Origin of the sequence: Franconibacter sp. IITDAS19, from assembly GCF_023079515.1 — a bacterium.
Classification (GTDB): domain Bacteria; phylum Pseudomonadota; class Gammaproteobacteria; order Enterobacterales; family Enterobacteriaceae; genus Franconibacter; species Franconibacter pulveris.
This window is the reverse complement of record NZ_JALJCP010000001.1, coordinates 576,139-601,053: the sequence shown is the minus strand read 5'-3', so window position 1 is coordinate 601,053 and position 24,915 is coordinate 576,139. Positions and strand designations below refer to the sequence as shown.

Here is a 24,915-nt window from a genome sequence, read left to right as displayed (position 1 = left end):
CAAGAAATAATTTTTATTTCAGGAATAATCATGTCACACAACAAAGGCAGACGGATGAACAAAATACGCATTCGCCATCTGGCCTTGTTGATCTCCTTACAGTGCCTGGCACTGGGAGTATCATCAGGGCAGGCCTGGGGTGACGATTATTTCAACCCGGCGCTGCTTGATGATGGCGAGCATAGCCAGGAAAGACCTGACCTTTCTCTTTATGAAAAAGGGCCTGGCCTCTCACCCGGGAAATATAAGGTCGATATTCTGGTGAATAACCAAAAAATAGCGAGCCGGGACGTCGATTTTTTTCTGGCTAACGATGCCAGCGGCAATGCTATTCTCGCGCCATGTCTGAGCATAAGCGCGCTGAAAAGCTTTGGCGTGGCGACGGATAAATTCAGCGAATTGACTGAGCAGAATGGCTGCGCCACGCTCAACGTTATTCCCGCTGCCAGCGCTACCTTTATCGCTAACCGCCAGCAACTTCTGCTCAGTATTCCGCAAAGCGCAATGGAGCAGACGGCGCGCGATGCCATCGCCCCGGACGAGCTTGATGAGGGAATAACGGCGCTGCTGCTTAATTACAGCTATTCCAGCAGCCTCATCCATTCACTGGAAAAAGGCAGACCGGACAGCGAGAGCGCTTATCTGAACCTGCGCCCTGGCTTTAACGTTGGCCCCTGGCGACTGCGTAACTACTCCACCTGGAATCGTAACAGCAGCGGTGCGGATACCCAGTCCGACTTTTCGTCCGTTTATACCTATTTGCAGCGCGACCTACGCAAGCTCGGCAGCGAACTGGTGCTGGGCCAGAGCAGTTCGCCTGCCGATGTGTTTGACAGCATTCCTTTCACCGGCGCCCAGGTTGCCTCGGATGATGACATGCTGCCGGACAGCCTGCGCGGCTACGCCCCTGTGGTGCGCGGCATAGCCAACAGCAATGCGCAGGTAACGATTCGCCAGAACGGTTACGTGATTTATCAGAACACCGTAGCGCCCGGTGCGTTTGAAATAGATGACCTTTATCCGTCCGGCAGCAGCGGCGATCTTAGCGTTACCGTCAAAGAAACCGACGGCAGCGAGCAGCATTTCGTCGTGCCCTACGCATCCGTACCGGTATTGCAGCGTGAAGGCCATCTGAAATACAGCCTGACGGGGGGCAAATATCGCTCTTATGACGAGGAGGTTGCCGAAACGCCGTTTGTGCAAGGGGCAACCATCTATGGATTGCCGCGTGGTTTTACCGCCTATGGTGGCATTCAGTACAGCAAATATTATCGGGCGCTGGCGCTGGGTGTGGGTAAAAACCTGGGGGACTGGGGCGCGTTTTCCGTCGATCTCATCTCGGCGCAGTCGCAGCCCTTCCATGATGAAGCGCAGAACGGACGCTCATGGCGCATGCGCTATAGCAAAGATATCGCCAGCACTGGCACGTCTCTGGCTGTCGCGGGTTATCGCTACAATACCTCAGGATTTTATACGCTTCAGGAGACCCTGGATTCCTACCGCAGCGACGACCAGTGGAATACGCCTGACAGACGGCGAAGCCGCCAGGAGATAACGCTTAATCAGGAGCTCGGCGAAACGCTGGGGTCGCTGAATCTGAGCCTGGTGAAAGAACAATACTGGGACCAGCAGACGCAAACCTCGCTCGGGGCTGGCTACAGCAACAGCTGGCACGGCATCAGCTTCGGCTTCAACTATAGCCTCAGCCAGAATACGCAGCTGCTCAATGATGACAGCACGGCCAAAAACAATGAGCAAATCATCTCACTGAATGTATCGGTCCCGTTAGATGGCTGGATGAGCAATACCTGGGCCAGCTATAGCCTGAACAGCAGTAAAGAAGGCAGCGCGCAAACGTTGGGGCTGAACGGCTCGGCGCTTGCCGATAATAACCTGAACTGGGGGGTTCAGCAGAGCATAAGCCATGACGGCAGCAGCAACGCCACCAGCCTGAACGCCGACTATCGCGGAACTTACGGCGAACTGAACGCCGGCTACTCCCAGGATCAAACCCAGCGGCAGATCAACTACGGCGTGAGCGGCGGCCTCGTCGCGCATCGCCATGGCGTCACGCTCGGGCAGCCGCTGGGAGAAACCTTCGCCCTGGTGGAAGCGCCAGGCGCCAGCGGCACCGCGATTGCTAACCAGAGCGGCGTCAAAACGGATTATCGCGGTTATGCCATTGTGCCCTACGCCAGCCCCTGGCGGCGCAACACCATTGCGCTGAATACCGAGACGCTGCCTGACGGGGCGGACGTCACCCATGCCGCGCAAACCGTAACCCCCACAAGGGGAGCGGTGGTGCGCGCCAGCTTCGATACGCGTGTAGGCAACCGGGTGCTGATGACGCTGCTGCGCGCCGACGGTCATCCCGTGCCGTTTGGCGCTTCCGTGGAGAACGGCGAGCAAAACGAAGCTGCTATTGTTGGCGATGAAGGCCAGGTTTACCTGACCGGGATTAAACCAGACGCGTTGTTAACCGCCTCATGGGGCACCGCGGACAACCAACATTGCAGCGCACATTATCATCTGCCGGAGAAAACTCAGGGCAGCCCTGTTATTACCGTCACTGCGCAATGTTCTTAATTAACGGCGCCGGAGAGTCATGATGAAATTTATCCGCTACTTTTTCTCCCTGTGTTTACTGGCGAGCTCACTATTATTTATTCCGCACGCCAACGCGGCCTGCAGCACCAGGCAACTGCCTATGTCCCAGGGTATCTATAATTTAACAATCTCAACTTCTACCGAAATTGGGGATGTCATAGCGGGGACGGAAAGAGCAGTAAATTTTAACGTGAGTTGCACAACCGACCGCAGCGGTGAAATTCTTATCGCCTGTTTTAACGGCTCAGGCGAAGAGGTGCCCGGAATGCCGGGTGTTTATGCCACGGGCATTGCCGGTATTGGCGTTACTCTTTATAACGATCAATGGAAACGCGTTACAGGGAAAGGCGAAAACTGCGACTCGAGAAACACCCCTATTTATAAACTCGACAGTAATAAATCTTTTATGGCAACAACCAATCTGGCGCTGGTAAAAACCGCAGAACAAATAGGCGAAGGCAATTTAAACAGCGCCAACAGCAGCTTTGTCTTTAAAATTTACAACGCGGAAAAAATTGCCAATAACAGTACAGCTTATTACAACGTTTATTTGTCTCCGAATACGGTTTCCTGTTCCGTTGATCCCAAAAGCTTAGTGGTAAATTTAGGCGATATCCCTGCTTCACAATTTACCGGACCAGGCACTGCGACGCCATGGCATAACTTTGACGTGAATATTAGCTGTGATAGGGACACCATGATTCAGTATCGCATTACAGGCGCAGAAGGGATTATGAATGGCCAGCAGGATGTAATGAAACTCGACGATACGCCTGACAGCGCCACAGGTATAGGTATCCAAATGCAGGTTAATAACGCGACGATAAATTATTTTAGTGGCTACTATCCGCCGCTGTCGCTTACCGATAAAAGGCTGACCCTGCCGGCCGGCATTCGTTATTACCAGACGTCTCACGATGTCACGCCAGGCAGCGCCAATGCGGCAGTGATTATTACCATCGCGTATCAATAGGTTTGAGCATACATGAAAAAATTATTACTTCTTTTTTTATTGCCTTGCGCCGCCCATTACGCCTGCGCCGATTCGGTAGCAATCAGAGTGACCGGCAATATTCTTGGTTCAACCTGCGTGGTGGACAGCGGCAGCCAAAACGCCAGTGTAAATATGGGCAAGGCAACGTCAGGACAATTTCGCCAGGTGGGCGCAACGGGAGAATGGGTGGATTTTCAGATGTCGCTTTCAAATTGTCCGGCATCCATAACCCAGGTCACCAGTACCTTTAACGGCGTAGCGGATGCGGATGCGCCGAACTATTTCGCCAGTACCGGCACGGGTACGGGCGTGGGCCTTGAGCTCAGTACGGGTGACCACAGTAAGACGCTCAGCGCAGGAAGTGAAATCGCCACCCCGGTGAACAGCAGCGACGGCACTGTGACGCTTCCCCTCGCCGCACGTTATGTCGCTACCACCGGGAATGCCACGGCTGGCACCTTCACAAGCGTGGTGCAGGTGACCTTTACTTACGAGTAGCGCCGCGTCGCCTGGCAATGCTGTTTTTACGCTTTCCGCCACTCGCGCTCTGCACGGGGCGCGGCTTTTTAACCGCTTCCGGCGCTTCAGGCTGTTCAATGGGGAAGACCGGCAGCGCGTCCAGCAGGCGCTTGCCGTAGCTTTTCGTCAGCAGACGGCGGTCATAAATCACCACCTCGCCCCAGCAGGCGTGGCTGCGAATAAGCCTGCCGACCTGCTGAATCAGGTTAAACGAGGCGGCAGGCAGGCTTTGCACTTCAAAGGGGTAGCGGTTGAGGCTTTTTAACCACTCGCCTTCCGTCACGACCACCGGGCTGTCTACCGGCGGGAAGGCGATTTTATGGATGTGCACCTGGCTTAGCAGCTCGCCTTTTAAATCGAGCCCTTCAGCGAAAGATTGCAGCCCTACCAGCACGCTGGTCTCGCCCTGCTCCACCCGTTTGCGGTGCAGCTCCACCAGCCGGTAGCGCGGCTGATCGCCCCGCACCAGCAGCGTCAGGCGCAGGTCGGTCACGTAAGAAAGAAACGTCTGCATGGCGCGGTTGCTGGCGAACAGCACCAGCATCCCTTTATGCTCGCCCTTCGCCAGTTCGGCACGGAAAAAGGCGGCCATCTCGGCGAGATGCAGCGCCTCGTGCTCCATCAGCGGTTCATGCTTCAGCCGCGGAATAACGATTTTTCCCTGCTCAATATGATTAAACGGCGAGTCAAGGCTCACAAACCTGTCGCCCGCTTTCTCTTTGAGCCCGCTCATTTCCTGCAACCGATTAAAGCTGTTAAGCGAACGCAGCGTGGCGGAAGTCACTATCACATGCGGCACCTGCCGCCAGATAAGCTTTTCCAGCTGATCGCTGACGCGAATACCAACACAGTGGAAGAAAATGTGCGGCTGCCCTTCCCGGGTTTCGCGCGTCACCCATTTCGTGACCGGCGCGCCGGAAGCCTGCGCCATCGCGGAGAGCCGCCACAGCTTGCTTTGCGCTTCAAAGTGTCCGAGCGCCCGGTTCATCTGCAACAGCACCCGATGCAGGCGCACAATGTCATGACTGCCGGTTTTTTCGCTCAGATCGTTTAAAAACAGCTCGGCAAGACCGCGCAGCGTGTCGGTGAGCTTCGCCAGCTGCTGGCAAATCACCATCACCTCTTCGGGCAGCTCGCCCATCGGGAAGCGGAACTCGCTCTCTTCGCCCGGCGGCAAATAAAGCGCGAGGATACGATTGAGTGAAGCGATAAGCTCATAGACCTGTTCGCAATGGTCCGCGAGACGCTCCGGCACGGCCAGCGGCGGCACGGTTTTTGGGCGAAATTGATCCATGCAGGTGGCGATAAGCTTGCAGAAAAGATCGAGCTGCAGACGGTTCCAGGGGGCAGTGATTTCCGCGCTCATCTCCAGCGCGTCGCGGGCGACATCCGGCAGATGGTGGCCTTCGTCCAGCACCAGCAGCAGGTTTTTCGGCTCCGGCAATACCGATTCGCTCTCCATCGCCGCCATCACCAGCGCGTGGTTGGCCACCACCACCTCCGCCTCCTGAATTTCACGGCGCGCCACGAAGAACGGGCACTCCCGGTAGTAGTGGCAGTTGCGGTTAAGGCAGCTCGCTTTATCGGTGCTGAGGCGCGCCCACAGGCTGTCATCAATAGCCTGGTCGGTGTGGTCGCGCAGGCCGTCCCACTTGTAGCTGTCAAGGTCCGCCTTAAGCTTCGCGCAGCGCTGCTGCTCCTCTTTGCTGTTCGGCGTCAGCTCGTCGTCGAGAAACGCCAGCAGGTCTCCCTGGGCGGCGGTATCGGTGGAGAGCGCGGCGAGGTTGCGCGGACAGACGTAACGCCCGCGACCGAAGGCGGCGGTAAATTTCAGCTCCGGGATGATTTTGCGCAGCAGCGGCAAGTCTTTGCTGTAGATTTGATCCTGCAGCGCCACGTTCGCCGTGCTCACCACCAGCGTTTTTTGCTCGTCGCGAGCGATGGCAATGCCAGGGATAAGATAAGAGAGGGTTTTCCCGACGCCGGTGGGCGCTTCAATCGCCAGATGCCGCCCCTCATCGCCGCCGAGGGTTTTCGCCACTTCGGCAATCATCTGCCGCTGCGGTGGGCGCGGAATAAAGTCCGGGATCTGCTGCTGTAGCGCCTTATACCAGGCGGCGATTTGCGTTTTTTGCGTGCCAGAGAGGGCCATCGGGGAAACCAGATACTGTATAAACAGCCACTATTGTGGCACTTTTTCGCCCACGGCTGAACCCTTTTTTATTGGTGCCGAAAGCGTGGGTTTTCATTCTACTTCTCTGCGCAGAGGGCTGGGGTGAGGGGAATATATGAGGGCGGTGAAAGGTTACGTTCGCCGCCGCCCCCTTAACCATCCCGGCTCGCGGCAGAAAAGCAGCCGCAGGGAAAAACCCTCACCTCACCGTTAGTGTTGGGTTGTGGATTGGTTGTTCCGTAAGGTGGGTCAGCGAAGCACCACCCGCCTCTGCGCAGATCATTCCCCTTATCCCCAGATGCAAAAAAGGTGGATGCGCGATGCGCACCCACCTTTTGACTGTCGGCCGGGTTAACCAGCCCTTAACGCTTTACTCGCCGGACGGTTTGCGCGGCGCGCGGCGACGACGAGCGCCTTCACCGCCAGTACGCGCGCCGTTGTCACCCAGGCGACGCGGACGATCGCCTGCGGGCTTGCCTTCAGCGCCCTGACGGCGCGGGCGCTCGCCAGCGGGCTTTGCGCTTTCACCCTGCGGACGACGTGCACGTTCGCCTGCCGGTTTGGCGTTTTCTCCGCCTTCACGGCGCTGCGGCTGACCGCGACCGCCGCCCTGCCCCCGACCGCCGCGCTGCTGCTGGCGACCGTTGACGATAGGCTCCGCTTTGATGCTCGGGTCCGGCTCGAAGCCCGGGATCGCCAGGCGCGGAATTTCACGCTTGAGCAGACGTTCGATATCCCGCAGCAGCTTATGCTCGTCCACGCACACCAGCGAAAGCGCTTCGCCGGTCGCCGCGGCGCGGCCGGTACGGCCGATGCGGTGCACGTAATCTTCCGGTACGTTCGGCAGCTCGTAGTTCACCACGTGCGGCAGCTCTTCAATATCCAGGCCGCGGGCGGCGATGTCGGTCGCCACCAGCACGCGCAGGTCGCCGGACTTAAAGTCCGCCAGCGCCCGGGTGCGCGCGCCCTGGCTCTTGTTGCCGTGAATGGCGGCGGAGCGAATGCCGTCTTTGTTGAGCTGCTCGGCAAGGTGGTTGGCGCCATGTTTGGTACGGGTAAAGACCAGCACCTGCTGCCAGTTTTCTTTGCCGATAAGGTAAGAGAGCAACTCCCGCTTACGCTTCTTATCAACAAAATGCACCTGCTGCGAAACCTGCTCAGAGGCGGTATTGCGGCGCGCCACTTCCACCTCTTCCGGGTTGTGCAGCAGCTTTTCCGCCAGCGCTTTAATGTCGTCGGAGAACGTAGCGGAGAACAGCAGGTTCTGACGCTTAGCGGGCAGCTTCGCCAGCACGCGGCGAATATCGTGGATAAAGCCCATGTCGAGCATGCGGTCCGCTTCATCGAGCACGAGAATTTCCACGTGGTCGAGCTTCACCGCGTTCTGGTGTTCAAGGTCAAGCAGACGGCCCGGGGTCGCCACCAGCACATCCACACCGCCGCGCAGCTTCATCATCTGCGGGTTGATGCTCACGCCGCCAAACACCACCAGCGAGCGGATGTTGAGGTATTTACTGTAATCGCGGACGTTTTCGCCCACCTGCGCCGCCAGCTCGCGGGTCGGGGTGAGGATCAGCGCGCGCACCGGGCGGCGGCTTTTAGCGTGCGGTTCATTCTGGGTAAGACGCTGCAGCAGCGGCAGCGTAAAGCCCGCCGTTTTACCGGTGCCGGTCTGGGCGCTCGCCATCAGATCGCGACCGGACAGCACCACCGGGATCGCCTGGCGCTGAATGGGGGTCGGTTCGTGGTAGCCCTGTTCGGCAACCGCGCGAAGAATTTCCTGGCTTAAACCAAGTGAATCGAAAGACATATTTATTCCTGACTCGTCCCGACCGCAGAGGGTGTAGTTTCAGGGAGTCGAATGGCCGTCTGGCCGGAGCGGGACACAAACCACAATGTCGTGAAGGGCCGGAGTGTAGCAGTTTTTGTGAAGTACCGCATAAATTCTCATGCTCGCACCGCCTCGCAAAATAATTCGCTGGCGCTGGACGACGGGTAAATCTTATACATAATCTTAATCAATCGATTGATTAACTTTGTGGTGCCTTATGAATAATTCCTCTTCGCCCTCCACCCAGCGCGGGGAACAGGCGCGAAACCAGCTTATCGCCGCTGCCATCGCCCAGTTTGGCGAATATGGTCTGCACGCCACCACGCGCGACATCGCCGCCGCCGCAGGGCAGAATATCGCCGCCATTACCTATTACTTCGGCTCGAAAGAAGATCTCTACATGGCCTCGGCGCAGTGGATAGCGGATTTCATCAGCCGCAACTTTCGCCCTCAGGCCGAGGCCGCCGACGCGCTGCTTCGCCAGCCTGCGCCGGAGAAATCCGCCATCCGCGCCCTGATAGACGACGCCTGCCGTCAGATGATTCGCCTACTGACGGCGGACGAAACGCTAAACATCAGCAAATTTATCTCCCGCGAACAGCTCTCCCCCACGGCGGCCTATCAACTGGTGCATACGCAGGTTATTTCTCCGCTGCATGAGCATTTCACCCGGTTAATCGCCCGCTATACCGGCTGCGATGAGCAGGCCACCGAAACCATTTTGCATACCCACGCGCTGCTCGGCGAGATTCTGGCGTTTCGCCTTGGCCGGGAAACGATCCTGCTGCGCGCGGGCTGGACACAGTTTGATGAAGAGAGAGCCGCGAGCATTCACCGGGTGGTGGCGCGCCATATTGACTGGATCCTGGACGGCCTGACGCAAGGAGAGAAACCATGAAGAACAGAAAGCCGCTGTGGCTAATTTTGCTTGCAATAGCCGTGCTGGCGGCTGCCTGGGGCGGCTGGCGCTGGTATGAGAGCCGCCAGCGCGAGACGCTTACGCTATATGGCAACGTGGATATCCGCACCGTCAACCTGAGCTTTCGCGTCGGCGGGCGGCTTAGCGCGTTGACGGTGGATGAAGGCGACACGGTAAAAGCCGGGCAGCTGCTTGGCGAACTCGACAAAGCACCGTATGAAAACGCGCTGTTGCAGGCCGAGGCAAATGTCGCCGCCGCTCAGGCGAAATATGAACTGGTGATGGCCGGCTACCGCTCGGAAGAGATAGCCCAGGCCGCCGCCGCGGTACGCCAGGCACAGGCCGCCTGGGACTATGCGCAGAGCTTTTTACAGCGCCAGCAGGGGCTGTGGCAACGGCGCGTTATCTCCGCCAACGACCTGGAGAATGCCCGCTCCTCGCGCGACCAGGCCCAGGCGCAGCTCAAATCGGCGCAGGATAAGCTAAGCCAGTTCCGCGCCGGGAACCGTCCGCAGGAAATAGCCCAGGCGAAAGCGAGCCTGCAACAGGCGCAGGCGCAGCTCGCGCAGGCGAAGCTTGATCTGCACGATACGAAGCTGGTGGCGCCTTCCGACGGCGTGCTGCTGACCCGCGCCGTGGAGCCGGGCACGATGTTGAACGCCGGCGGCACGGTATTGACCGTCTCGCTGACGCGCCCGGTCTGGGTGCGCGCCTATGTCGACGAGGTGAATTTAAGCCAGGTTCAGCCGGGCCGGGAGGTGTTGATCTACACTGACAGCCGCCCCGATAAGCCCTACCACGGCAAAATCGGCTTTGTCTCCCCTACCGCCGAATTTACGCCGAAAAGCGTGGAAACCCCGGATCTGCGCACCGACCTGGTTTATCGCCTGCGCATTATCGTAAACGACGCGGACGGCGCACTGCGCCAGGGCATGCCGGCGACGCTCGCCTTCAGCGACGGGGCGCGCGATGAACGCCGTTAAGAACGCCATTCGCCTGCACGGGCTGGTTAAGCGTTTCCCGGGCATGGAGAAACCCGCCGTCGCCCGGCTGGATGCGGAAATTCTGCCGGGCGGCGTAACCGGGCTGGTGGGGCCAGACGGCGCGGGAAAAACCACGCTGATGCGCATGCTGGCCGGGCTGCTACGCCCGGATGAAGGCGAAGCGCAGGTGGCCGGGCTCGATCCGGTGCGCGACGACCACGCCCTGCACGCCGTACTCGGCTATATGCCGCAAAAATTCGGCCTGTATGAAGATTTAACGGTGCTGGAGAACCTGAATCTCTACGCCGACCTGCGCAGCGTCACCGGCGAGGCCCGCCGTGAAACCTTCAGACGCCTGCTGGCGTTTACGGCGCTTGATCCCTTTACCGGGCGTCTGGCGGGCAAGCTTTCCGGCGGCATGAAGCAGAAGCTCGGCCTCGCCTGCACGCTGGTGGGGCAGCCGAAAGTGCTGCTGCTTGATGAACCCGGCGTTGGCGTCGACCCGATCTCACGGCGCGAGCTGTGGCAGATGGTGCACGAGCTGGCAGGCGAAGGCATGCTTATTCTCTGGAGCACCTCCTATCTGGACGAGGCTGAACAGTGCCGGGACGTGCTGCTGATGAACGAAGGCGAACTGCTTTATCAGGGCGAGCCGAAGGCGCTTACGCAGCAGATGGCCGGGCGCAGCTTTCTGATGACCAGCCCCACAACCGGCAACCGTCAGCTGTTGCAGCAGGCGCTAAAGCGCCCGGAAGTGAGCGACGGCATGATTCAGGGCCGTTCGGTACGCCTGATTTTGCGCCGGGAGGCGAACGCGCAAACGCTAAAACAGGCGCTGGCGCCGATCCAGCTTGAGGAGACCGCGCCGCGCTTTGAAGACGCGTTTATCGATCTTTTAGGCGGCGCCGGCTCGCGAGAGTCGCCGCTCGGCGCCATCCTGCATACGGTTGAAGGCGAGGCTTGCGAGACGGTCATCGAGGCGCGCAGCCTGACCAAGAAATTTGGCGACTTCGCCGCCACCGATGACGTGAGCTTTACGGTTCAGCGCGGCGAAATTTTCGGCCTGCTCGGCCCTAACGGCGCGGGCAAATCCACCACCTTCAAAATGATGTGCGGCTTGCTGGTGCCCACATCAGGTAAGGCGCTGGTGCTGGATATGGATCTGAAAACCAGCTCCGGCAAAGCGCGCCAGCATCTGGGCTACATGGCGCAGAAATTCTCGCTTTACGGCAACCTGACGGTTGAGCAGAACCTGCGCTTTTTCTCCGGCGTATATGGCCTGCGCGGCCGGGCGCAGAACGACAAAATCGCCAGCATGAGCGAGGCTTTCGGCCTGAACGCGATTTTTCGCCAGCCCACCGACGCCCTGCCGCTCGGCTTCAAGCAGCGGCTGGCGCTGGCCTGTTCGCTGATGCACGAGCCGGACATTCTCTTTTTGGACGAACCCACCTCCGGCGTCGACCCGCTCACCCGCCGTGAGTTCTGGCTGCATATCAACAGCATGGTGGAAAAAGGGGTGACGGTGATGGTAACCACTCACTTTATGGACGAGGCGGAGTACTGCGACCGCATCGGGCTGGTCTATCACGGGCAGCTTATCGCCCACGGCACGCCGGACTCCCTCAAGCGCGAGGCGGCGCAGAGTGAGCAGGAAGACCCGACCATGGAGCAGGCGTTTATCCGGCTGATTGAGCAATGGGATAAGGAGCACGCGAAATGAGCGCTCACTCACAGGCTTTTTCCTGGCGACGCGTCCGCGCGCTGTGCGTCAAAGAGACGCGGCAGATCCTGCGCGACCCCAGCAGCTGGCTTATCGCCATGGTTATTCCGCTGCTGCTGCTTTTTATTTTCGGCTACGGCATAAATCTGGACTCCAGCCGCCTGCATGTGGGCGTCTTGCTGGAGGAGCGCAGCGAAGAGGCGCTGGATTTTACGCATGCCATTAGCGCCTCGCCCTTTATCGCCGCCACGGTCAGCAGCAATCGTCAGCAGTTAATCAACCTGATGCAGGGCGGAAAAATTCGCGGCATCGTGGTTATCCCGAACGACTTCGCCGCCCTCATGGCGCGCAGCAACGATACCGCCCCCGTACAGGTGATAACCGACGGCAGCGAGCCCAACACCGCTAACTTCGTGCAGGGTTATCTGCAGGGGATCTGGCAAATCTGGCAGACCCAGCGCGCGCAAGACCGGGGCGAAAGCGTCGAGCCGCTTATCGATGTGCAGCTTCGCTACTGGTTTAACCCCGCCGCCATCAGCCAGCACTTTATTATTCCCGGTGCGGTGACCATCATCATGACGGTGATAGGCGCTATCCTCACGTCGCTTGTGGTGGCGCGTGAATGGGAGCGCGGAACCATGGAAGCGCTGCTTTCCACCGAAGTAACGCGCACCGAGCTGCTGCTCTGCAAGCTTATCCCCTACTACTTCCTTGGCATGCTGGCAATGCTGCTTTGCATGCTGGTCTCAGTCTTTATTCTGGGGGTGCCTTACCGCGGCTCACTGCTGTTGCTGTTTCTCATCTCCAGCCTGTTTTTACTCAGCACGCTGGGCATGGGGCTGCTTATCTCGACGCTTACCCGCAATCAGTTCAACGCCGCCCAGGTGGCGCTGAACGCGGCGTTTCTGCCGTCAGTCATGCTCTCGGGGTTTATTTTCCAGATAGACAGCATGCCTGCCGCCATACGGGTGGTGACTTATATCATTCCGGCGCGCTATTTCGTCAGCACCCTGCAAAGCCTGTTTCTGGCGGGAAATATTCCGGCGGTGCTGGTAGTCAATACGCTCTTCCTGGTGGCTTCGGCCGTGGTGTTTATCGGGTTGACCTGGCTTAAAACCCGTCGGCGGCTCGATTAAGGAGGCAGAATGTTTTATCGCTTATGGACGCTTATCCGCAAAGAGTTGCAGTCGCTGCTGCGCGAGCCGCAGACCCGCGCCATCCTCATCATGCCAGTCTTGCTGCAGGTGCTGCTGTTCCCTTTTGCCGCCACGCTTGAGGTCACTAACGCCACTATCGCTATCTATAACGAAGACAACGGCGCGCACTCTATCGAGCTGACGCAGCGCTTTGCACGCGCTAAGGCTTTCAGCGAAGTGCGAATGCTCAACAGCGCGCAGGCGATCCGCCCGACGCTCGACACGCAAAAAGCGCTGCTGCTGATCCGCTTTCCGGCAGACTTCTCCCGCAAGCTGTCACGCCTTGAGCCCGCGCCGCTGCAAATTATCCTCGACGGGCGCAACTCCAACAGCGCCCAGATAGCGGCCAACTATTTGCAGGAGATAGTGAAGGATTACCAACTGGAGTTGCTGGAGGGCAAGCCGAAGCCGAACAACAGCGAGCTGGTGGTGCGCAACTGGTATAACCCGAACCTGGATTACAAATGGTTTATCGTGCCTTCGCTTATCGCCATGATAACCACCATCGGGGTGATGATTGTCACCTCCCTTTCGGTGGCGCGGGAGCGCGAACAGGGCACGCTCGACCAGCTGCTGGTCTCGCCGCTGGCCACCTGGCAGATTTTTGTCGGCAAGGCGGTGCCGGCGCTGGTTGTGGCGACCTTTCAGGCCACTATCGTGCTGGGTGCGGGCATCTGGGGCTATGACATCCCCTTCTCCGGCTCGCTCGCGCTCTTTTACTTCACCATGCTTATTTACGGGCTGTCGCTGGTGGGCTTTGGGCTGTTGATTTCCGCACTCTGCGCGACGCAGCAGCAGGCGTTTATCGGCGTGTTTGTCTTTATGATGCCAGCGATTTTGCTTTCCGGGTATGTCTCGCCGGTAGAGAACATGCCGGTGTGGCTGCAAAACCTCACCTGGGCGAACCCGATTCGTCACTTTACCGATATTACTAAAGCGATTTATTTAAAGGATGCGAGTCTGGAGATTATCTGGCGGAGCTTGTGGCCGCTACTGGTCATCGCGGCCACGACGGGGTCAGCGGCCTACGCGATGTTTCGGCGCAAAATCGCCTGAATGGCGCTTACGCTCTTTTACCAGCAACGACACCAGCGCCGGGCCCGCCAGCATGGCGAGCCCCGCCAGCGCCAGCAGCCAGTTGTTGTGCAAAACGCGGGAAAGCAGCCACAGCGCGATAAGCGACGTGCCGAAATACCAGGTGGTGGTGAGCTCTTCCAGAAAATCGCCCACATCGCGCCAGAGGCCTTCATGGTGGCGCTGCAGCATCAGCATCAACAGCACCGTCACGCCGTAAAGCAGGCATAAACCCAGCCCGACGCGCACCAGCGAGCCGCTAAGCCAGCCGGCGACAAGAAGCGCGATAACCGCCAGATGCAGAACAATCTGCCAGCAACTCAGGCCCGTTACGACGCGAATTTGTTGTTGCCACCTCATGGCTTCCATCCTCCGGGATTTTTCACTGATAACTGAGAGTACCGCACTTTACGGAAAATTCCGTAAGCCCGCACCTTTTTGTGACTAAGACTACACTTTATTTCCATCAGGACAGCGAAACGTGACGGGAGAAACATGGCAGGGAAAACACAGCGATTTTCATTCAAAGTGCTCACCATCAACACGCACAAAGGATTTACCGCTTTTAACCGGCGCTTTATTTTGCCGGAACTACGGGATGCGGTAAGGACGGTTTCCGCAGATATTGTCTGCCTGCAGGAAGTCATGGGCGCGCATGAAGTGCATCCAATGCACGTCGAGAACTGGCCGGATACCACGCATTATGAGTTTCTGGCCGATACGATGTGGAGCGACTACGCCTATGGGCGAAACGCCGTCTATCCGGAAGGGCATCACGGCAACGCGGTGCTCTCCCGCTTTCCGATTGAGCAGTATGAGAACCTGGACGTCTCGGTAGATGGGCATGAAAAGCGCGGGTTGCTGCACTGTCAAATCTCTCCCCCCTCGTTCGATAAAACGCTGCATGTTATTTGTGTTCATTTGGGCCTGAAGGAGGCGCATCGTCAGGAACAGCTCAACATGCTGGCGGAGCTGGTAAACAGCCTGCCGGATGGCGAGCCGGTAGTGGTAGCAGGCGATTTTAACGACTGGCGACAGCAGGCGAACCGCTTTTTGCATCAGCACACGGGGCTTGATGAAGTGTTCACCCGGGCCTATGGCCGCCCGGCGCGCACATTTCCGGTTCGCTTCCCGCTGCTGCGCCTTGATCGCATCTACGTGAAAAACGCCACGGTCAGCGCCCCGACCGCGCTGCCGCTGCGTACCTGGCGACACCTTTCCGATCATGCCCCTCTGGCTGTGGAGATTCATCTATGAAACCCACCTGGCGCGATGGCAACCGCATACAGTTGCTCGAAAACGGGGATGAGTACTATCCGGCGGTGTTTGCCGCCATCAACAAAGCGAAAAGCAAAATTTTTCTCGAAACCTTTATCTGGTTCGAGGATGAGGTCGGCCGACAGCTGCACGCGGTGCTCCTGCGCGCGGCGCAGCGCGGCGTCAGCATTGAAGTGCTGCTGGACGGCTACGGCTCGCCAGACCTCAGCGACAGCTTCGTCAACGAGCTCACCGCCGCAGGCGTAATATTCCGCTATTACGACCCGCGCAAGCCGCTGTTCGGCATGCGCACCAACCTCTTTCGCCGCATGCACCGCAAAATTGTGGTGATTGACGGCAACGTGGCTTTTGTCGGCGGCATTAACTACTCCGCCGAGCATATGTCCGACTACGGCCCGGAAGCGAAGCAGGACTACGCGGTGCGGGTGGAAGGCCCGGTGGTGCAGGATATCTACCAGTTTGTGCTGAGCAACCTGCCGGAAAACGAGCAGGCGGGCCGCTGGTGGCGGCGTCGACGTCAGCAGGCGGCGGACAACATCACGCCGGGCGAAGCCCAGGCGCTGTTTGTCTGGCGCGACAACGAAGAGCACCGGGACGACATCGAACGTTATTACCTGAAAATGCTCGCCAACGCGAAGAAAGAGGTGATCATCGCCAACGCCTATTTCTTCCCCGGCTACCGTCTGCTGCACGCCATGCGCAATGCAGCGCGGCGCGGCGTGCGCGTGAAGCTAATCGTGCAGGGTGAGCCAGATATGCCTATCGTTAAAGTAGGCGCGCGACTGCTTTACAACTATCTGGTGAAAGGCGGCGTGCAGGTGTTTGAATATTTGCGTCGCCCGCTGCACGGTAAAGTGGCGCTGATGGATGACCACTGGGCAACGGTCGGCTCAAGCAACCTTGACCCGCTGAGCCTCTCTCTCAATCTGGAGGCGAACCTTATCATCCATGACCGGCATTTTAACCAGACGCTGCGCGACAACCTTAACAGGCTTATCCGCGAAGATTCTAAACAGGTTGATGAAAGCATGCTGCCGCGGCGTACGTGGTGGAATCTGACGAAAAGCGTGCTGGCGTTCCACTTTTTGCGCCACTTCCCGGCGCTGGTCGGCTGGCTGCCCGCCCACACACCGCGGCTGGCGCTGGTTAACCCGCCCGTGCAACCTGAAATCGAGACCCAGGACCGGGTTGAGACGGATAATCCGGGAGTAAAACCCTGATGGCGAAATCACATCCGAAATGGCGTAAAGCGAAAAAGATCCTTACCTGGCTGTTCTTTATCGCCGTTATTGTCCTGATTGTGCTTTATGCGCAAAAAGTGGACTGGGAAGAGGTCTGGAAGGTTATCCGCGATTACAATCGCACCGCGCTGTTAAGCGCCATCGCGCTGGTGATTGTCAGCTATGTGCTGTACGGCTTTTACGACCTGCTCGGGCGCGCCTACTGCGGCCATAAGCTTGCCAAAAGGCAAGTGATGCTGGTGTCGTTTATCTGCTACGCCTTTAACCTGACGCTCAGCACCTGGGTGGGCGGTGTGGGGATGCGCTACCGGCTCTATTCACGGCTTGGGCTGCCGGGCAGCACCATCACGCGCATCTTCTCACTCAGCATCACCACTAACTGGCTTGGTTACATTCTGCTGGGCGGGGTGATATTCAGCATTGGCGTCGTTCAGTTGCCCGCACACTGGTATATCAATGAAAGCACGCTGCGCATTATTGGTCTCGCGCTGCTGGCGTTTATTGGGTTTTATCTCTGGGCCTGCGGTTTTGCGAAACGCCGTCATATGACCATCAAAGGACAGAAGCTGGTCTTGCCGTCGTGGAAGTTCGCTATCGTCCAGTTGCTTATCTCCAGTGCGAACTGGATGGCGATGGGGGCGATAATCTGGCTGTTGCTCGGCCAGCAGGTGGACTATTTCTTCGTGCTGGGCGTGCTGCTGGTGAGCAGCATCGCCGGGGTTATCATCCATATTCCGGCGGGCATCGGCGTGCTGGAAGCGGTGTTTATCGCCCTGCTGGCGGGCGAACATGTCAGCCACGGCGCCATCATCGCCGCCCTGCTCGCCTATCGCATGCTCTATTTCTTCGCTCCGCTGCTCATCGCCATCATCTGTTATCTGGTGCTGGAAAGCCGCGCGAAGAAACTGCGGGCGAAAAACGAGAAAAAGCTCGCCAGCGCAGAGCAGAAGTCCGGCACGCCGGATGAGAATCGGGTGGAGAGCCATACGAAAGAGGCGCGCTTTACGCCGAGAGAAGGAGAGGTAAAAGGGTAAGCGCGGCGCTCAGGCGACAAGCTATAAGGCGGGTGGCGCGACGCTAACCCGCCCTGCAAAACCAAAACCGTTCTCCTGCCACCGCGACACAGCCCTCCCCACACTGACTACGGCGGCGCCCGTTCAGGGCCGCCTGTGGGGAACATCCGGCGCTAACGTATGTCCTTCGCGCCGGGTCACACGTCAGCGCGCACCTTGCCCCGCGCATAAAAAAACCCTCCGCAGAGGGTTTTTATCCATCAAAACAGCCTACCGCCGGTTGCCAAAAATACGCAGCAGCATCAGGAACAGGTTGATGAAATCAAGGTATAGCGTCAGCGCGCCGAGAATGGAGTACTTACGCAAATGCCCGCGATCGTTAACATCTATCTCCGCCCCCAGGTTTTTCAGCTTCTGCGTGTCATACGCCGTCAGCCCCACGAAGACGATAACGCCGATATAGGTTACCGCCCACATCAGCGCCGTGCTCTTCAGCCAGAAATTCACCAGCGAGGCGATAAGAATGCCTATCAGCGCCATAAACAGCATATTGCCGAAGCCGCTCAGGTCGCGTTTGGTGGTGTAGCCATACAGGCTCATCGCGCCAAACATCCCCGCCGTCACGACGAACGTGCTGGCGATGGAGGCATAGGTATAGACCAGAAAGATACTGGCGAGCGTTAAGCCGGTGAGCGCCGAATAGAGCATAAACAGCGCGGTCGCCACCGCCGGGCTGAGCTTATGCACCAGCCCCGACAGCACAAACACCACCGCCAGCTGCGCGATAATAAGCCCGAAGAAAGTGATGCGGCTTGAGAACACATACATCATCACGGCGGGCGTATTAGCGGCATACCAGGCGACGAACGCAGTGAGCAGCAGCCCACAGGTCATCCAGCCATACACTTGCGCCATAAAAGTCTGCAACCCCGCGCGGGGCTGAACAATGGTGTCACTTGAACGTGGATATCGGTCCATGACGGCTCCTCTTAACGATAAAAACCGGGCTTGCGCCCCCTGGTAAAAGCCTGGCACATTCTGCGAAACCCGCTTACCAGCGCTTCGCCGCCTGCTGGTCGCTCTCGCGGGCTTCCACCCAGCGGTCGCCTTCCGGCGTCGCTTCCCGCTTCCAGAACGGCGCGCGGGTTTTCAGGTAATCCATAATAAACTGCGCGGCGTCAAACGCCTGGCTGCGGTGGGCGCCGGTTACGCCGACAAACACAATTTCGTCTCCCGGCCACAGTTCGCCAATACGGTGAATCACCGACACGCGCTGCAGCGGCCAGCGCGCTCGGGCATCCGCGACAATCTCCGCCAGCGCCTTTTCCGTCATGCCCGGGTAGTGCTCAAGCGTCAGCGCGCTCACGCTGTCGCCAAGATTATGATTGCGCACCTTGCCGGTGAAGGTGACCACGGCGCCGTCTTCATCGCACTGGGCAAGCCACTGGTACTCTTCGCCTACGTTGAAATTTTCACGCCCGACGCGAATACGGGTTTCCATGGTCAGCCTCCGGTTACCGGTGGGAAAAAGGCCACTTCGTCGCCCGCTTTCAGCGGATGATCGAAGGCCACCAGCGTCTGGTTGACCGCCGCCAGCAGCTTGCCGGGCTCCAGCGCCAGCGCGAAGCGGTCACCACGCGCGGCGAGGTGCGCGCGCAGCGCCTCAACGTTTACGAAGTCCGCCGTCACCTCCAGCGCGTCGGTCGCGACCAGCTCGCGCACCTGCGCGAAAAACAAGACTTTAATCATTGTCATTCACCTGAAAATCGCCTGACTTGCCGCCGCTTTTCGCCAGCAGCCGCACCGGGCCAATGACCATATCTTTCTGCACGGCTTTGCACATATCGTAAATGGTCAGCGCCGCCACCGACGCCGCCGTCAGCGCCTCCATTTCCACGCCGGTTTTACCGGTCAGGCGGCAAAGCGACGCAATGCGCACGCGGCTCTGTTCCGGCTGCGCTTCTAACTCTACTTCCACTTTGCTAAGCAGCAGCGGATGACAAAGCGGGATCAGCTCCCAGGTGCGTTTGGCGGCCTGAATGCCGGCGATGCGGGCGGTGGCGAACACATCGCCCTTATGGTGGCTGCCGTCGATGATCATCGCCAGCGTTTCCGGGCGCATGGCGACGAAAGCTTCGGCGCGCGCCTCGCGCACCGTCTCCGCCTTGGCGGAAACATCAACCATATGGGCTTCGCCCGCGGCGTTAATGTGGGTCAGTTGCGACATAGCTTACTTCTTGAGATGAGGATGAAAATTACAGGGACGAGTGCGGGCGTCAAGCTGCGGCACGATGATGTTTTCCCAGGCCGTGCGGCACGCTTTCGTGGAGCCGGGCATGGCGAAAATCAGCGTCTGGTTGGCAATGCCCGCCACGGCGCGCGACTGCATCATCGAGGTGCCTATCTCTTCAAAAGAGAGCATGCGGAACAGCTCGCCAAAGCCTGCGATTTCGCGGTCGAATAGCGGCAGCAGCGCCTCAGGCGCGACATCGCCTGCGGTAAAGCCGGTGCCGCCGTTAATCAGCACCACCTGCACTTCATCAGAGGCTATCCAGGCGGAAACCTGGGCGCGAATGGCATAGAGATTCTCTTTTACGATGGCTTTTTCCACCACCTGATGCCCCGCCTCAACGGCGGCATCGCGCAGGAAATGGCCGGAGGTGTCTTCGTCTTCGCCGCGACGGCTGGAGACGGTAAGAATAGCGATACGCGCCGGGATAAACGCCGCGCTAACCTGGCTCATGCTCTACTCCTTGTAAAAAGGTTAACCGCCGATATAGGACAGATTCTGGGTAATGCCGGTGTTGCCGTCATGCAGGAAATGGGTCTGCTTTTTATAGGTCAGCGCCTCTTCGATGCGGGCAATCAGCGCGCCCTGCTGGCTGTCATCAGCAAGCAGTTCGCGAAGCGACACGCCGCCATCACCAAAAAGACACAGATGCAGCTTACCTGACGACGACACGCGCAGCCGGTTGCAGCTGGCGCAGAAATCTTTGTCATACGGCATGATAAGGCCTATCTCCCCTTCGTAATCGGGGTGGCAGAAGACCTGCGCCGGGCCGTCCGCCCGGTTGCGAAGCTGATGGATCCAGCCGCGTTTGAGCAGTTCGTCGCGAATAGTCGCGCCGGAGATATGATGCTCCCGAAACAGCGAACCGCCCTCGCCCGTCTCCATCAGTTCGATAAAGCGTAGCTGAATGCGGCGCGGCTTGATCCAGGCAAGAAAGGTGTCGAGCTGATGGTGGTTAACGTCGCGCATCAGCACCGTATTGACCTTCACCCGCTCAAAGCCCGCCGCAAAAGCGGCGTCTATCCCCGCCATGACCTGGCGGAATTTATCCTGCCCGGTAATCGCGTGAAACTGACGGGCGTCGAGACTGTCGACGCTTACGTTAACGGCGGTGAGCCCGGCGTCGCGCCATGCCTTTACGTCACGCGCGAGGCGGTAGCCGTTTGTGGTGACCGCAATCTGGCGGATGGCGGCGTTTTCACGCACCGCGGCGATGATGTCGGTAAAGTCGCGGCGTAAGGAGGGCTCGCCCCCGGTCAGGCGCACTTTTTCAGTGCCCAGCGCGGCGAAAGCGCGCGTCACGCGGCGAATTTCATCAAGCGAGAGGAAACTTTTGTTGGTCGCGCCTGCGGGCTTGTAGCCATCCGGCAGGCAGTAGGTGCAACGAAAATTGCAGACGTCGGTAATCGACAGGCGTAAGTAATAAAACTTACGCGCAAAAGCATCGGTAAGTTGAGAAACCATGTACACCTTTCCAAATACGGGAGATGCAGTCATTTCTTCCTGCACCCTGGTGGCGTCGCCACGGCCAGAGCGCCATATCGCAAGGACTTAGGCGCAAAGGCTTAGAGTGTTGTTTCAATTTGTTGAAACGTGGTAATGGCGATAGTAGCGCGTGAAACCCAGTTTCGCCAACGCCGATTTTCGCTATATAAACGCATACATAGCGCTTTATTCGCCACATTTGGCATCAGGATACGTAAAAGTCATCTTTTTGCCTTGATACACGTCATTTTAAGGCGGATGGCGGATCGTTTTTCGCCGCACTTTACGTTAACGTAGGCCGTTTTTTGGGTTCATAAGGATTAGGTATGCGCAATCGCACTTTTGCGGACCTTGACCGGGTGGTGGCGCTGGGTGGCGGGCACGGCCTTGGCCGGGTAATGTCGTCGCTCTCTTCGCTGGGTTCACGGCTTACCGGTATCGTTACCACCACCGACAACGGCGGCTCCACCGGACGTATTCGCCGTTCCGAAGGCGGCATCGCCTGGGGAGACATGCGTAATTGCCTTAATCAACTCATTACCGAACCGAGCGTCGCATCGGCGATGTTTGAGTACCGTTTTGGCGGCAACGGCGAACTTTCAGGCCATAACCTCGGAAACCTGATGTTAAAGGCGCTGGACCACCTGAGCGTGCGGCCTCTGGAGGCGATTAATTTAATTCGCAACCTGCTGAAAGTGGACGCCTTCTTGATTCCGATGTCGGAGCAACCGGTAGATTTGATGGCTATCGACGTGGACGGCAATGCGGTCTACGGCGAGGTCAGCATCGACCTGCTAACCCAGCCGCCTAAGGAGTTGATGCTTTATCCTAAAGTACAGGCGACGCGGGAAGCGATTCAGGCCATCGGCGAAGCGGATTTACTTATCATCGGGCCGGGAAGTTTTTATACCAGCCTCATTCCGCTGCTGCTGGTTGAGGACCTGGCGCAGGCGCTGCGCCGCACGCCCGCACCGATGGTTTATGTCGGCAACCTGGGGCGCGAACAGAGCGCGGCGGCGGATAATTTACCGCTGGAAGAGAAGCTCGCCGTCATGGAGCAGTATGTCGGCAAACCGGTTGTGGATGCGGTGGTGGTAGGTCCGCAAATTGACGTGAGCGGCGTTAAGAACCGCATTATCGTCCAGCAACCGCTTGAGGCGACCGACATCCCGCATCGCCACGACCGCCATCTGCTGCGCATTGCGCTGGAAAAAGCGATTCAGGAACTGGGATAAGATTTAGCGTGGTTAGCCGTAATGGAAAAGGCGGGTGAGCTCAGGGCCACCCGCCTTTTTTGTAAGCCGCCGCTCAACGCAACAGAAGACGCCTTTGCCTTCTTCAGGAAGGCAATCAGGACGCGGCGATAAACAGCTCGCGCAGCTGATGCAGTTGGTCGCGGATCTGCGCGGCTTCTTCAAACTCCAGGTTTTGCGCATGTTGCAGCATCTGCGCCTCCAGCTGGTGAATTTTTTGCTGCAGCGCTTTCGGCGTCAGCGCCAGCTCCGCCGCTTCCACATCGGCTACGCTGCGGCCTTTGCCACGGCCCTTCGGCTTAGTTTTGGCGATGCTTTCGCCAAGCGCCAGAATATCCACCACCTTCTTGTTCAGGCCCTGCGGCACAATGCCGTGCTCTTCGTTATAACGCTGCTGCTTCTCGCGACGCCGCTCCGTTTCGCCAATCGCTTTCGCCATCGACGGCGTAATTTTATCGCCGTACAGAATCGCCTTGCCGTTAACGTTACGCGCCGCGCGGCCGATAGTCTGAATCAGCGAACGTTCGGAGCGCAGGAAGCCCTCTTTGTCCGCATCCAGAATCGCCACCAGCGATACTTCCGGCATATCCAGCCCCTCACGCAGCAGGTTGATGCCCACCAGCACGTCAAATTCCCCCAGACGCAGGTCGCGGATGATCTCCATGCGCTCCACCGTGTCGATGTCGGAGTGCAGATAGCGCACCTTCTCGCCATGCTCTTCCAGGTATTCGGTAAGATCTTCCGCCATGCGCTTGGTTAATGTTGTCACCAGCACGCGCTCGTTGATGGCCACCCGCTTGCGGATTTCCGACAGCAGGTCGTCCACCTGGGTCGCCACCGGACGCACTTCGATAATCGGATCAAGCAGCCCTGTCGGGCGCACCACCTGGTCGACGATTTCGCCGCCCGATTTTTCCAGTTCATAGTTGCCAGGCGTCGCCGATACGTAGATCGACTGCGGCGCCAGCGCTTCAAACTCTTCAAATTTCAGCGGACGGTTATCCAGCGCGGAAGGCAGACGGAAGCCATACTCCACCAGCGTCTCTTTACGCGCCCGGTCGCCGCGATACATGCCGCCAATCTGCGGAATAGTAACGTGCGATTCGTCAATCACCAGCAGGCCGTCGGCCGGCAGGTAATCAAACAGGGTCGGCGGCGCCTCGCCCGGTCCGCGCCCCGAGAGATAGCGCGAGTAGTTTTCGATGCCGGAGCAATAGCCCAGCTCGTTCATCATTTCGAGGTCAAACTGGGTGCGCTGGGTCAGGCGCTGTTCTTCCAGCAGCTTGTTATTGGCAAGCAGCACCTTGCGGCGGTCCGCCAGCTCGACTTTTATCTCTTCCATCGCCTGCACAATGCGCTCGCGCGGCGTAACGTAGTGCGTTTTCGGATAGACGGTGAAACGCTGGATAACCGACTCTACCGTGCCGGTAAGCGGGTCAAACAGCGACAGGCGCTCCACTTCTTCGTCAAAGAGTTCTACGCGCAGCGCCAGGTCATCGGATTCCGCCGGGAAAATATCTATTACTTCACCGCGTACGCGGAAGGTGCCGCGCTGGAACGCCTGGTCGTTGCGGGTGTATTGCAGCTCCGCCAGACGGCGCAGGATATCGCGCTGGTTGATTATCATGCCCTTCGTGAGGTGCAGCATCATCTTCAGATACAAATCGGGGTCGCCCAGACCATAAATGGCGGAGACCGACGCCACGACCACCACGTCGCGGCGCTCCAGCAGCGCTTTGGTCGCGGAAAGGCGCATCTGTTCGATGTGTTCGTTCACCGACGCATCTTTTTCAATAAAGGTGTCGGAGCTCGGCACGTAGGCTTCCGGCTGATAGTAGTCGTAGTACGAGACGAAATATTCCACGGCGTTATCCGGGAAGAACTCTTTCATTTCGCCATACAGCTGCGCCGCCAGCGTTTTATTCGGCGCCAGCACCATCGTCGGACGCTGCAGGTCGGCAATCACGTTGGCCACGGTAAAGGTTTTCCCCGAACCGGTTACGCCAAGCAGCGTCTGGTGAGCCAGACCATCTTCCAGCCCCTCTTTCAGACGACGAATCGCCTCCGGCTGGTCGCCAGAGGGTTTAAAAGCGGAATTGAGTTTGAAAGGTTTACTCATGAAATGACTACCTGATGCAGATTTGGGCGGGCCGGAGGTGTAATTTTACTCGCAGGCGAAATTTTTGCCAGCACTAAATACTGTATGAAAAACCAGTGTCAGGTAAGCAATATTTTGTTACGCACCGTTTCCGCCGTCTGGTCTGCTTTATTTCCCCTGCCAGCTGAAGAAAAAACCAGCGGAACGCGGTTATCCCCAAAAGTTTTGCCCTTTTAACATT

General features: G+C 58.3%; 22 protein-coding genes and 1 riboswitch. Of the genes, 12 read left to right on the top strand and 10 right to left on the bottom strand.

What is annotated here, in order from left to right:
- Window positions 1-30: 30 nt before the first annotated feature.
- From MT962_RS03020 to MT962_RS03010, 3 genes are read left to right on the top strand one after another with little or no spacing between them, the layout of a single operon-like run.
- Window positions 31-2,586: a fimbria/pilus outer membrane usher protein gene (locus tag MT962_RS03020; RefSeq protein ID WP_247364518.1), complete on the top strand. Its 2,556-nt coding sequence runs from the start codon at window positions 31-33 to the stop codon at window positions 2,584-2,586.
- Window positions 2,587-2,605: 19 nt separating this feature from the next.
- Window positions 2,606-3,580: a fimbrial protein gene (locus MT962_RS03015; protein WP_081710937.1), complete on the top strand. Its 975-nt coding sequence runs from the start codon at window positions 2,606-2,608 to the stop codon at window positions 3,578-3,580.
- Between the two features lie 12 nt (window positions 3,581-3,592).
- The gene (locus MT962_RS03010; protein WP_024555974.1) at window positions 3,593-4,099 is read left to right on the top strand and encodes a fimbrial protein; all 507 of its coding nucleotides are present in this window, start codon (window positions 3,593-3,595) and stop codon (window positions 4,097-4,099) included.
- Here the strand turns inward: MT962_RS03010 and dinG are convergent.
- Both dinG and rhlE read right to left on the bottom strand, forming a co-directional pair.
- The gene (gene dinG, locus MT962_RS03005; protein ID WP_247364516.1) at window positions 4,086-6,272 is read right to left on the bottom strand and encodes an ATP-dependent DNA helicase DinG; all 2,187 of its coding nucleotides are present in this window, start codon (window positions 6,270-6,272) and stop codon (window positions 4,086-4,088) included. The two genes, MT962_RS03010 and dinG, sit on opposite strands and share 14 nt — an antisense overlap.
- Before the next feature lie 391 nt (window positions 6,273-6,663).
- A complete protein-coding gene (gene rhlE, locus MT962_RS03000) occupies window positions 6,664-8,103 on the bottom strand; it encodes an ATP-dependent RNA helicase RhlE (RefSeq protein WP_024555972.1) in 1,440 nt (479 codons plus the stop codon).
- A gap of 238 nt (window positions 8,104-8,341) precedes the next feature.
- On the opposite strand from rhlE, the gene cecR reads away from it, so the two are divergent.
- Genes cecR through MT962_RS02975 form a run of 5 tightly spaced genes read left to right on the top strand, consistent with a single transcriptional unit; the run spans window position 8,342 to window position 13,998 of the window.
- Complete coding sequence (gene cecR / locus MT962_RS02995) at window positions 8,342-9,022, top strand: transcriptional regulator CecR (RefSeq protein ID WP_247364514.1); 681 nt, start codon at window positions 8,342-8,344, stop codon at window positions 9,020-9,022.
- Window positions 9,019-10,026, top strand: a complete 1,008-nt coding sequence (hlyD, locus tag MT962_RS02990) for a secretion protein HlyD (protein ID WP_247364511.1) — start codon at window positions 9,019-9,021, stop codon at window positions 10,024-10,026. Before cecR ends, hlyD begins: the two co-directional genes overlap by 4 nt.
- Window positions 10,013-11,746, top strand: coding sequence for an ATP-binding cassette domain-containing protein (locus MT962_RS02985; protein ID WP_048888364.1), 1,734 nt, complete (start codon window positions 10,013-10,015; stop codon window positions 11,744-11,746). The genes hlyD and MT962_RS02985 overlap by 14 nt, the downstream gene beginning before the upstream one ends.
- Window positions 11,743-12,882: an ABC transporter permease gene (locus tag MT962_RS02980; protein ID WP_048888363.1), complete on the top strand. Its 1,140-nt coding sequence runs from the start codon at window positions 11,743-11,745 to the stop codon at window positions 12,880-12,882. The genes MT962_RS02985 and MT962_RS02980 overlap by 4 nt, the downstream gene beginning before the upstream one ends.
- Window positions 12,883-12,891: 9 nt before the next feature.
- Window positions 12,892-13,998 (top strand): ABC transporter permease, encoded by a 1,107-nt coding sequence (locus MT962_RS02975; RefSeq protein WP_024555967.1) that lies wholly within the window; start codon window positions 12,892-12,894, stop codon window positions 13,996-13,998.
- On the opposite strand, the gene MT962_RS02970 is transcribed toward MT962_RS02975, so the two are convergent.
- Window positions 13,960-14,376, bottom strand: coding sequence for a YbhQ family protein (locus MT962_RS02970; RefSeq protein ID WP_024560731.1), 417 nt, complete (start codon window positions 14,374-14,376; stop codon window positions 13,960-13,962). The two genes, MT962_RS02975 and MT962_RS02970, sit on opposite strands and share 39 nt — an antisense overlap.
- A 135-nt stretch (window positions 14,377-14,511) precedes the next feature.
- Here MT962_RS02970 and MT962_RS02965 point away from each other — a divergent pair, with 135 nt between their 5' ends.
- Genes MT962_RS02965 through MT962_RS02955 form a run of 3 tightly spaced genes read left to right on the top strand, consistent with a single transcriptional unit; the run spans window position 14,512 to window position 17,569 of the window.
- Window positions 14,512-15,273 (top strand): endonuclease/exonuclease/phosphatase family protein, encoded by a 762-nt coding sequence (locus MT962_RS02965; protein ID WP_024555965.1) that lies wholly within the window; start codon window positions 14,512-14,514, stop codon window positions 15,271-15,273.
- On the top strand, window positions 15,270-16,514 hold the full coding sequence (gene clsB / locus MT962_RS02960; protein ID WP_024555964.1) for a cardiolipin synthase ClsB: 1,245 nt from the start codon (window positions 15,270-15,272) through the stop codon (window positions 16,512-16,514). The genes MT962_RS02965 and clsB overlap by 4 nt, the downstream gene beginning before the upstream one ends.
- Window positions 16,514-17,569 carry a YbhN family protein gene (locus MT962_RS02955; RefSeq protein ID WP_024560730.1) on the top strand — a complete coding sequence of 352 codons (1,056 nt, stop codon included), beginning with the start codon at window positions 16,514-16,516 and terminating at the stop codon, window positions 17,567-17,569. Before clsB ends, MT962_RS02955 begins: the two co-directional genes overlap by 1 nt.
- Window positions 17,570-17,818: 249 nt before the next feature.
- Here the strand turns inward: MT962_RS02955 and MT962_RS02950 are convergent, their stop codons facing one another.
- The 6 genes from MT962_RS02950 to moaA form a co-directional block, all read right to left on the bottom strand.
- Complete coding sequence (locus tag MT962_RS02950) at window positions 17,819-18,526, bottom strand: Bax inhibitor-1/YccA family protein (RefSeq protein ID WP_024560729.1); 708 nt, start codon at window positions 18,524-18,526, stop codon at window positions 17,819-17,821.
- A gap of 73 nt (window positions 18,527-18,599) precedes the next feature.
- Complete coding sequence (moaE, locus tag MT962_RS02945; RefSeq protein WP_048888362.1) at window positions 18,600-19,049, bottom strand: molybdopterin synthase catalytic subunit MoaE; 450 nt, start codon at window positions 19,047-19,049, stop codon at window positions 18,600-18,602.
- Between the two features lie 2 nt (window positions 19,050-19,051).
- On the bottom strand, window positions 19,052-19,297 hold the full coding sequence (gene moaD / locus MT962_RS02940) for a molybdopterin synthase sulfur carrier subunit (RefSeq protein ID WP_024555960.1): 246 nt from the start codon (window positions 19,295-19,297) through the stop codon (window positions 19,052-19,054).
- Window positions 19,290-19,775 (bottom strand): cyclic pyranopterin monophosphate synthase MoaC, encoded by a 486-nt coding sequence (moaC, locus tag MT962_RS02935; RefSeq protein ID WP_024555959.1) that lies wholly within the window; start codon window positions 19,773-19,775, stop codon window positions 19,290-19,292. The genes moaD and moaC overlap by 8 nt, the downstream gene beginning before the upstream one ends.
- 3 nt (window positions 19,776-19,778) lie before the next feature.
- On the bottom strand, window positions 19,779-20,291 hold the full coding sequence (gene moaB / locus MT962_RS02930; RefSeq protein ID WP_024555958.1) for a molybdenum cofactor biosynthesis protein B: 513 nt from the start codon (window positions 20,289-20,291) through the stop codon (window positions 19,779-19,781).
- 21 nt (window positions 20,292-20,312) lie between these two features.
- Window positions 20,313-21,302 carry a GTP 3',8-cyclase MoaA gene (gene moaA / locus MT962_RS02925; protein ID WP_029696957.1) on the bottom strand — a complete coding sequence of 330 codons (990 nt, stop codon included), beginning with the start codon at window positions 21,300-21,302 and terminating at the stop codon, window positions 20,313-20,315.
- Window positions 21,290-21,421: riboswitch (molybdenum cofactor riboswitch) on the bottom strand. Its footprint overlaps the gene before it by 13 nt.
- Before the next feature lie 228 nt (window positions 21,422-21,649).
- Between moaA and yvcK the strand changes: the two genes are divergently transcribed.
- The gene (gene yvcK, locus MT962_RS02920) at window positions 21,650-22,558 is read left to right on the top strand and encodes a uridine diphosphate-N-acetylglucosamine-binding protein YvcK (protein WP_024555956.1); all 909 of its coding nucleotides are present in this window, start codon (window positions 21,650-21,652) and stop codon (window positions 22,556-22,558) included.
- Between the two features lie 115 nt (window positions 22,559-22,673).
- Here the strand turns inward: yvcK and uvrB are convergent, their stop codons facing one another.
- Window positions 22,674-24,695 carry an excinuclease ABC subunit UvrB gene (gene uvrB / locus MT962_RS02915; protein WP_024555955.1) on the bottom strand — a complete coding sequence of 674 codons (2,022 nt, stop codon included), beginning with the start codon at window positions 24,693-24,695 and terminating at the stop codon, window positions 22,674-22,676.
- Window positions 24,696-24,915: the final 220 nt, after the last annotated feature.

What these genes read in the sequence shown, in the direction of transcription:
- MT962_RS03020 (WP_247364518.1), top strand. Translation starts at nt 31, where the DNA reads ATGTCACACAACAAAGGCAGACGGATGAACAAAATACGCATTCGCCAT.
- MT962_RS03015 (WP_081710937.1), top strand. Translation starts at nt 2,606, where the DNA reads ATGATGAAATTTATCCGCTACTTTTTCTCCCTGTGTTTACTGGCGAGC.
- MT962_RS03010 (WP_024555974.1), top strand. Translation starts at nt 3,593, where the DNA reads ATGAAAAAATTATTACTTCTTTTTTTATTGCCTTGCGCCGCCCATTAC.
- dinG (WP_247364516.1), bottom strand. Translation starts at nt 6,272, where the DNA reads ATGGCCCTCTCTGGCACGCAAAAAACGCAAATCGCCGCCTGGTATAAG.
- rhlE (WP_024555972.1), bottom strand. Translation starts at nt 8,103, where the DNA reads ATGTCTTTCGATTCACTTGGTTTAAGCCAGGAAATTCTTCGCGCGGTT.
- cecR (WP_247364514.1), top strand. Translation starts at nt 8,342, where the DNA reads ATGAATAATTCCTCTTCGCCCTCCACCCAGCGCGGGGAACAGGCGCGA.
- hlyD (WP_247364511.1), top strand. Translation starts at nt 9,019, where the DNA reads ATGAAGAACAGAAAGCCGCTGTGGCTAATTTTGCTTGCAATAGCCGTG.
- MT962_RS02985 (WP_048888364.1), top strand. Translation starts at nt 10,013, where the DNA reads ATGAACGCCGTTAAGAACGCCATTCGCCTGCACGGGCTGGTTAAGCGT.
- MT962_RS02980 (WP_048888363.1), top strand. Translation starts at nt 11,743, where the DNA reads ATGAGCGCTCACTCACAGGCTTTTTCCTGGCGACGCGTCCGCGCGCTG.
- MT962_RS02975 (WP_024555967.1), top strand. Translation starts at nt 12,892, where the DNA reads ATGTTTTATCGCTTATGGACGCTTATCCGCAAAGAGTTGCAGTCGCTG.
- MT962_RS02970 (WP_024560731.1), bottom strand. Translation starts at nt 14,376, where the DNA reads ATGAGGTGGCAACAACAAATTCGCGTCGTAACGGGCCTGAGTTGCTGG.
- MT962_RS02965 (WP_024555965.1), top strand. Translation starts at nt 14,512, where the DNA reads ATGGCAGGGAAAACACAGCGATTTTCATTCAAAGTGCTCACCATCAAC.
- clsB (WP_024555964.1), top strand. Translation starts at nt 15,270, where the DNA reads ATGAAACCCACCTGGCGCGATGGCAACCGCATACAGTTGCTCGAAAAC.
- MT962_RS02955 (WP_024560730.1), top strand. Translation starts at nt 16,514, where the DNA reads ATGGCGAAATCACATCCGAAATGGCGTAAAGCGAAAAAGATCCTTACC.
- MT962_RS02950 (WP_024560729.1), bottom strand. Translation starts at nt 18,526, where the DNA reads ATGGACCGATATCCACGTTCAAGTGACACCATTGTTCAGCCCCGCGCG.
- moaE (WP_048888362.1), bottom strand. Translation starts at nt 19,049, where the DNA reads ATGGAAACCCGTATTCGCGTCGGGCGTGAAAATTTCAACGTAGGCGAA.
- moaD (WP_024555960.1), bottom strand. Translation starts at nt 19,297, where the DNA reads ATGATTAAAGTCTTGTTTTTCGCGCAGGTGCGCGAGCTGGTCGCGACC.
- moaC (WP_024555959.1), bottom strand. Translation starts at nt 19,775, where the DNA reads ATGTCGCAACTGACCCACATTAACGCCGCGGGCGAAGCCCATATGGTT.
- moaB (WP_024555958.1), bottom strand. Translation starts at nt 20,291, where the DNA reads ATGAGCCAGGTTAGCGCGGCGTTTATCCCGGCGCGTATCGCTATTCTT.
- moaA (WP_029696957.1), bottom strand. Translation starts at nt 21,302, where the DNA reads ATGGTTTCTCAACTTACCGATGCTTTTGCGCGTAAGTTTTATTACTTA.
- yvcK (WP_024555956.1), top strand. Translation starts at nt 21,650, where the DNA reads ATGCGCAATCGCACTTTTGCGGACCTTGACCGGGTGGTGGCGCTGGGT.
- uvrB (WP_024555955.1), bottom strand. Translation starts at nt 24,695, where the DNA reads ATGAGTAAACCTTTCAAACTCAATTCCGCTTTTAAACCCTCTGGCGAC.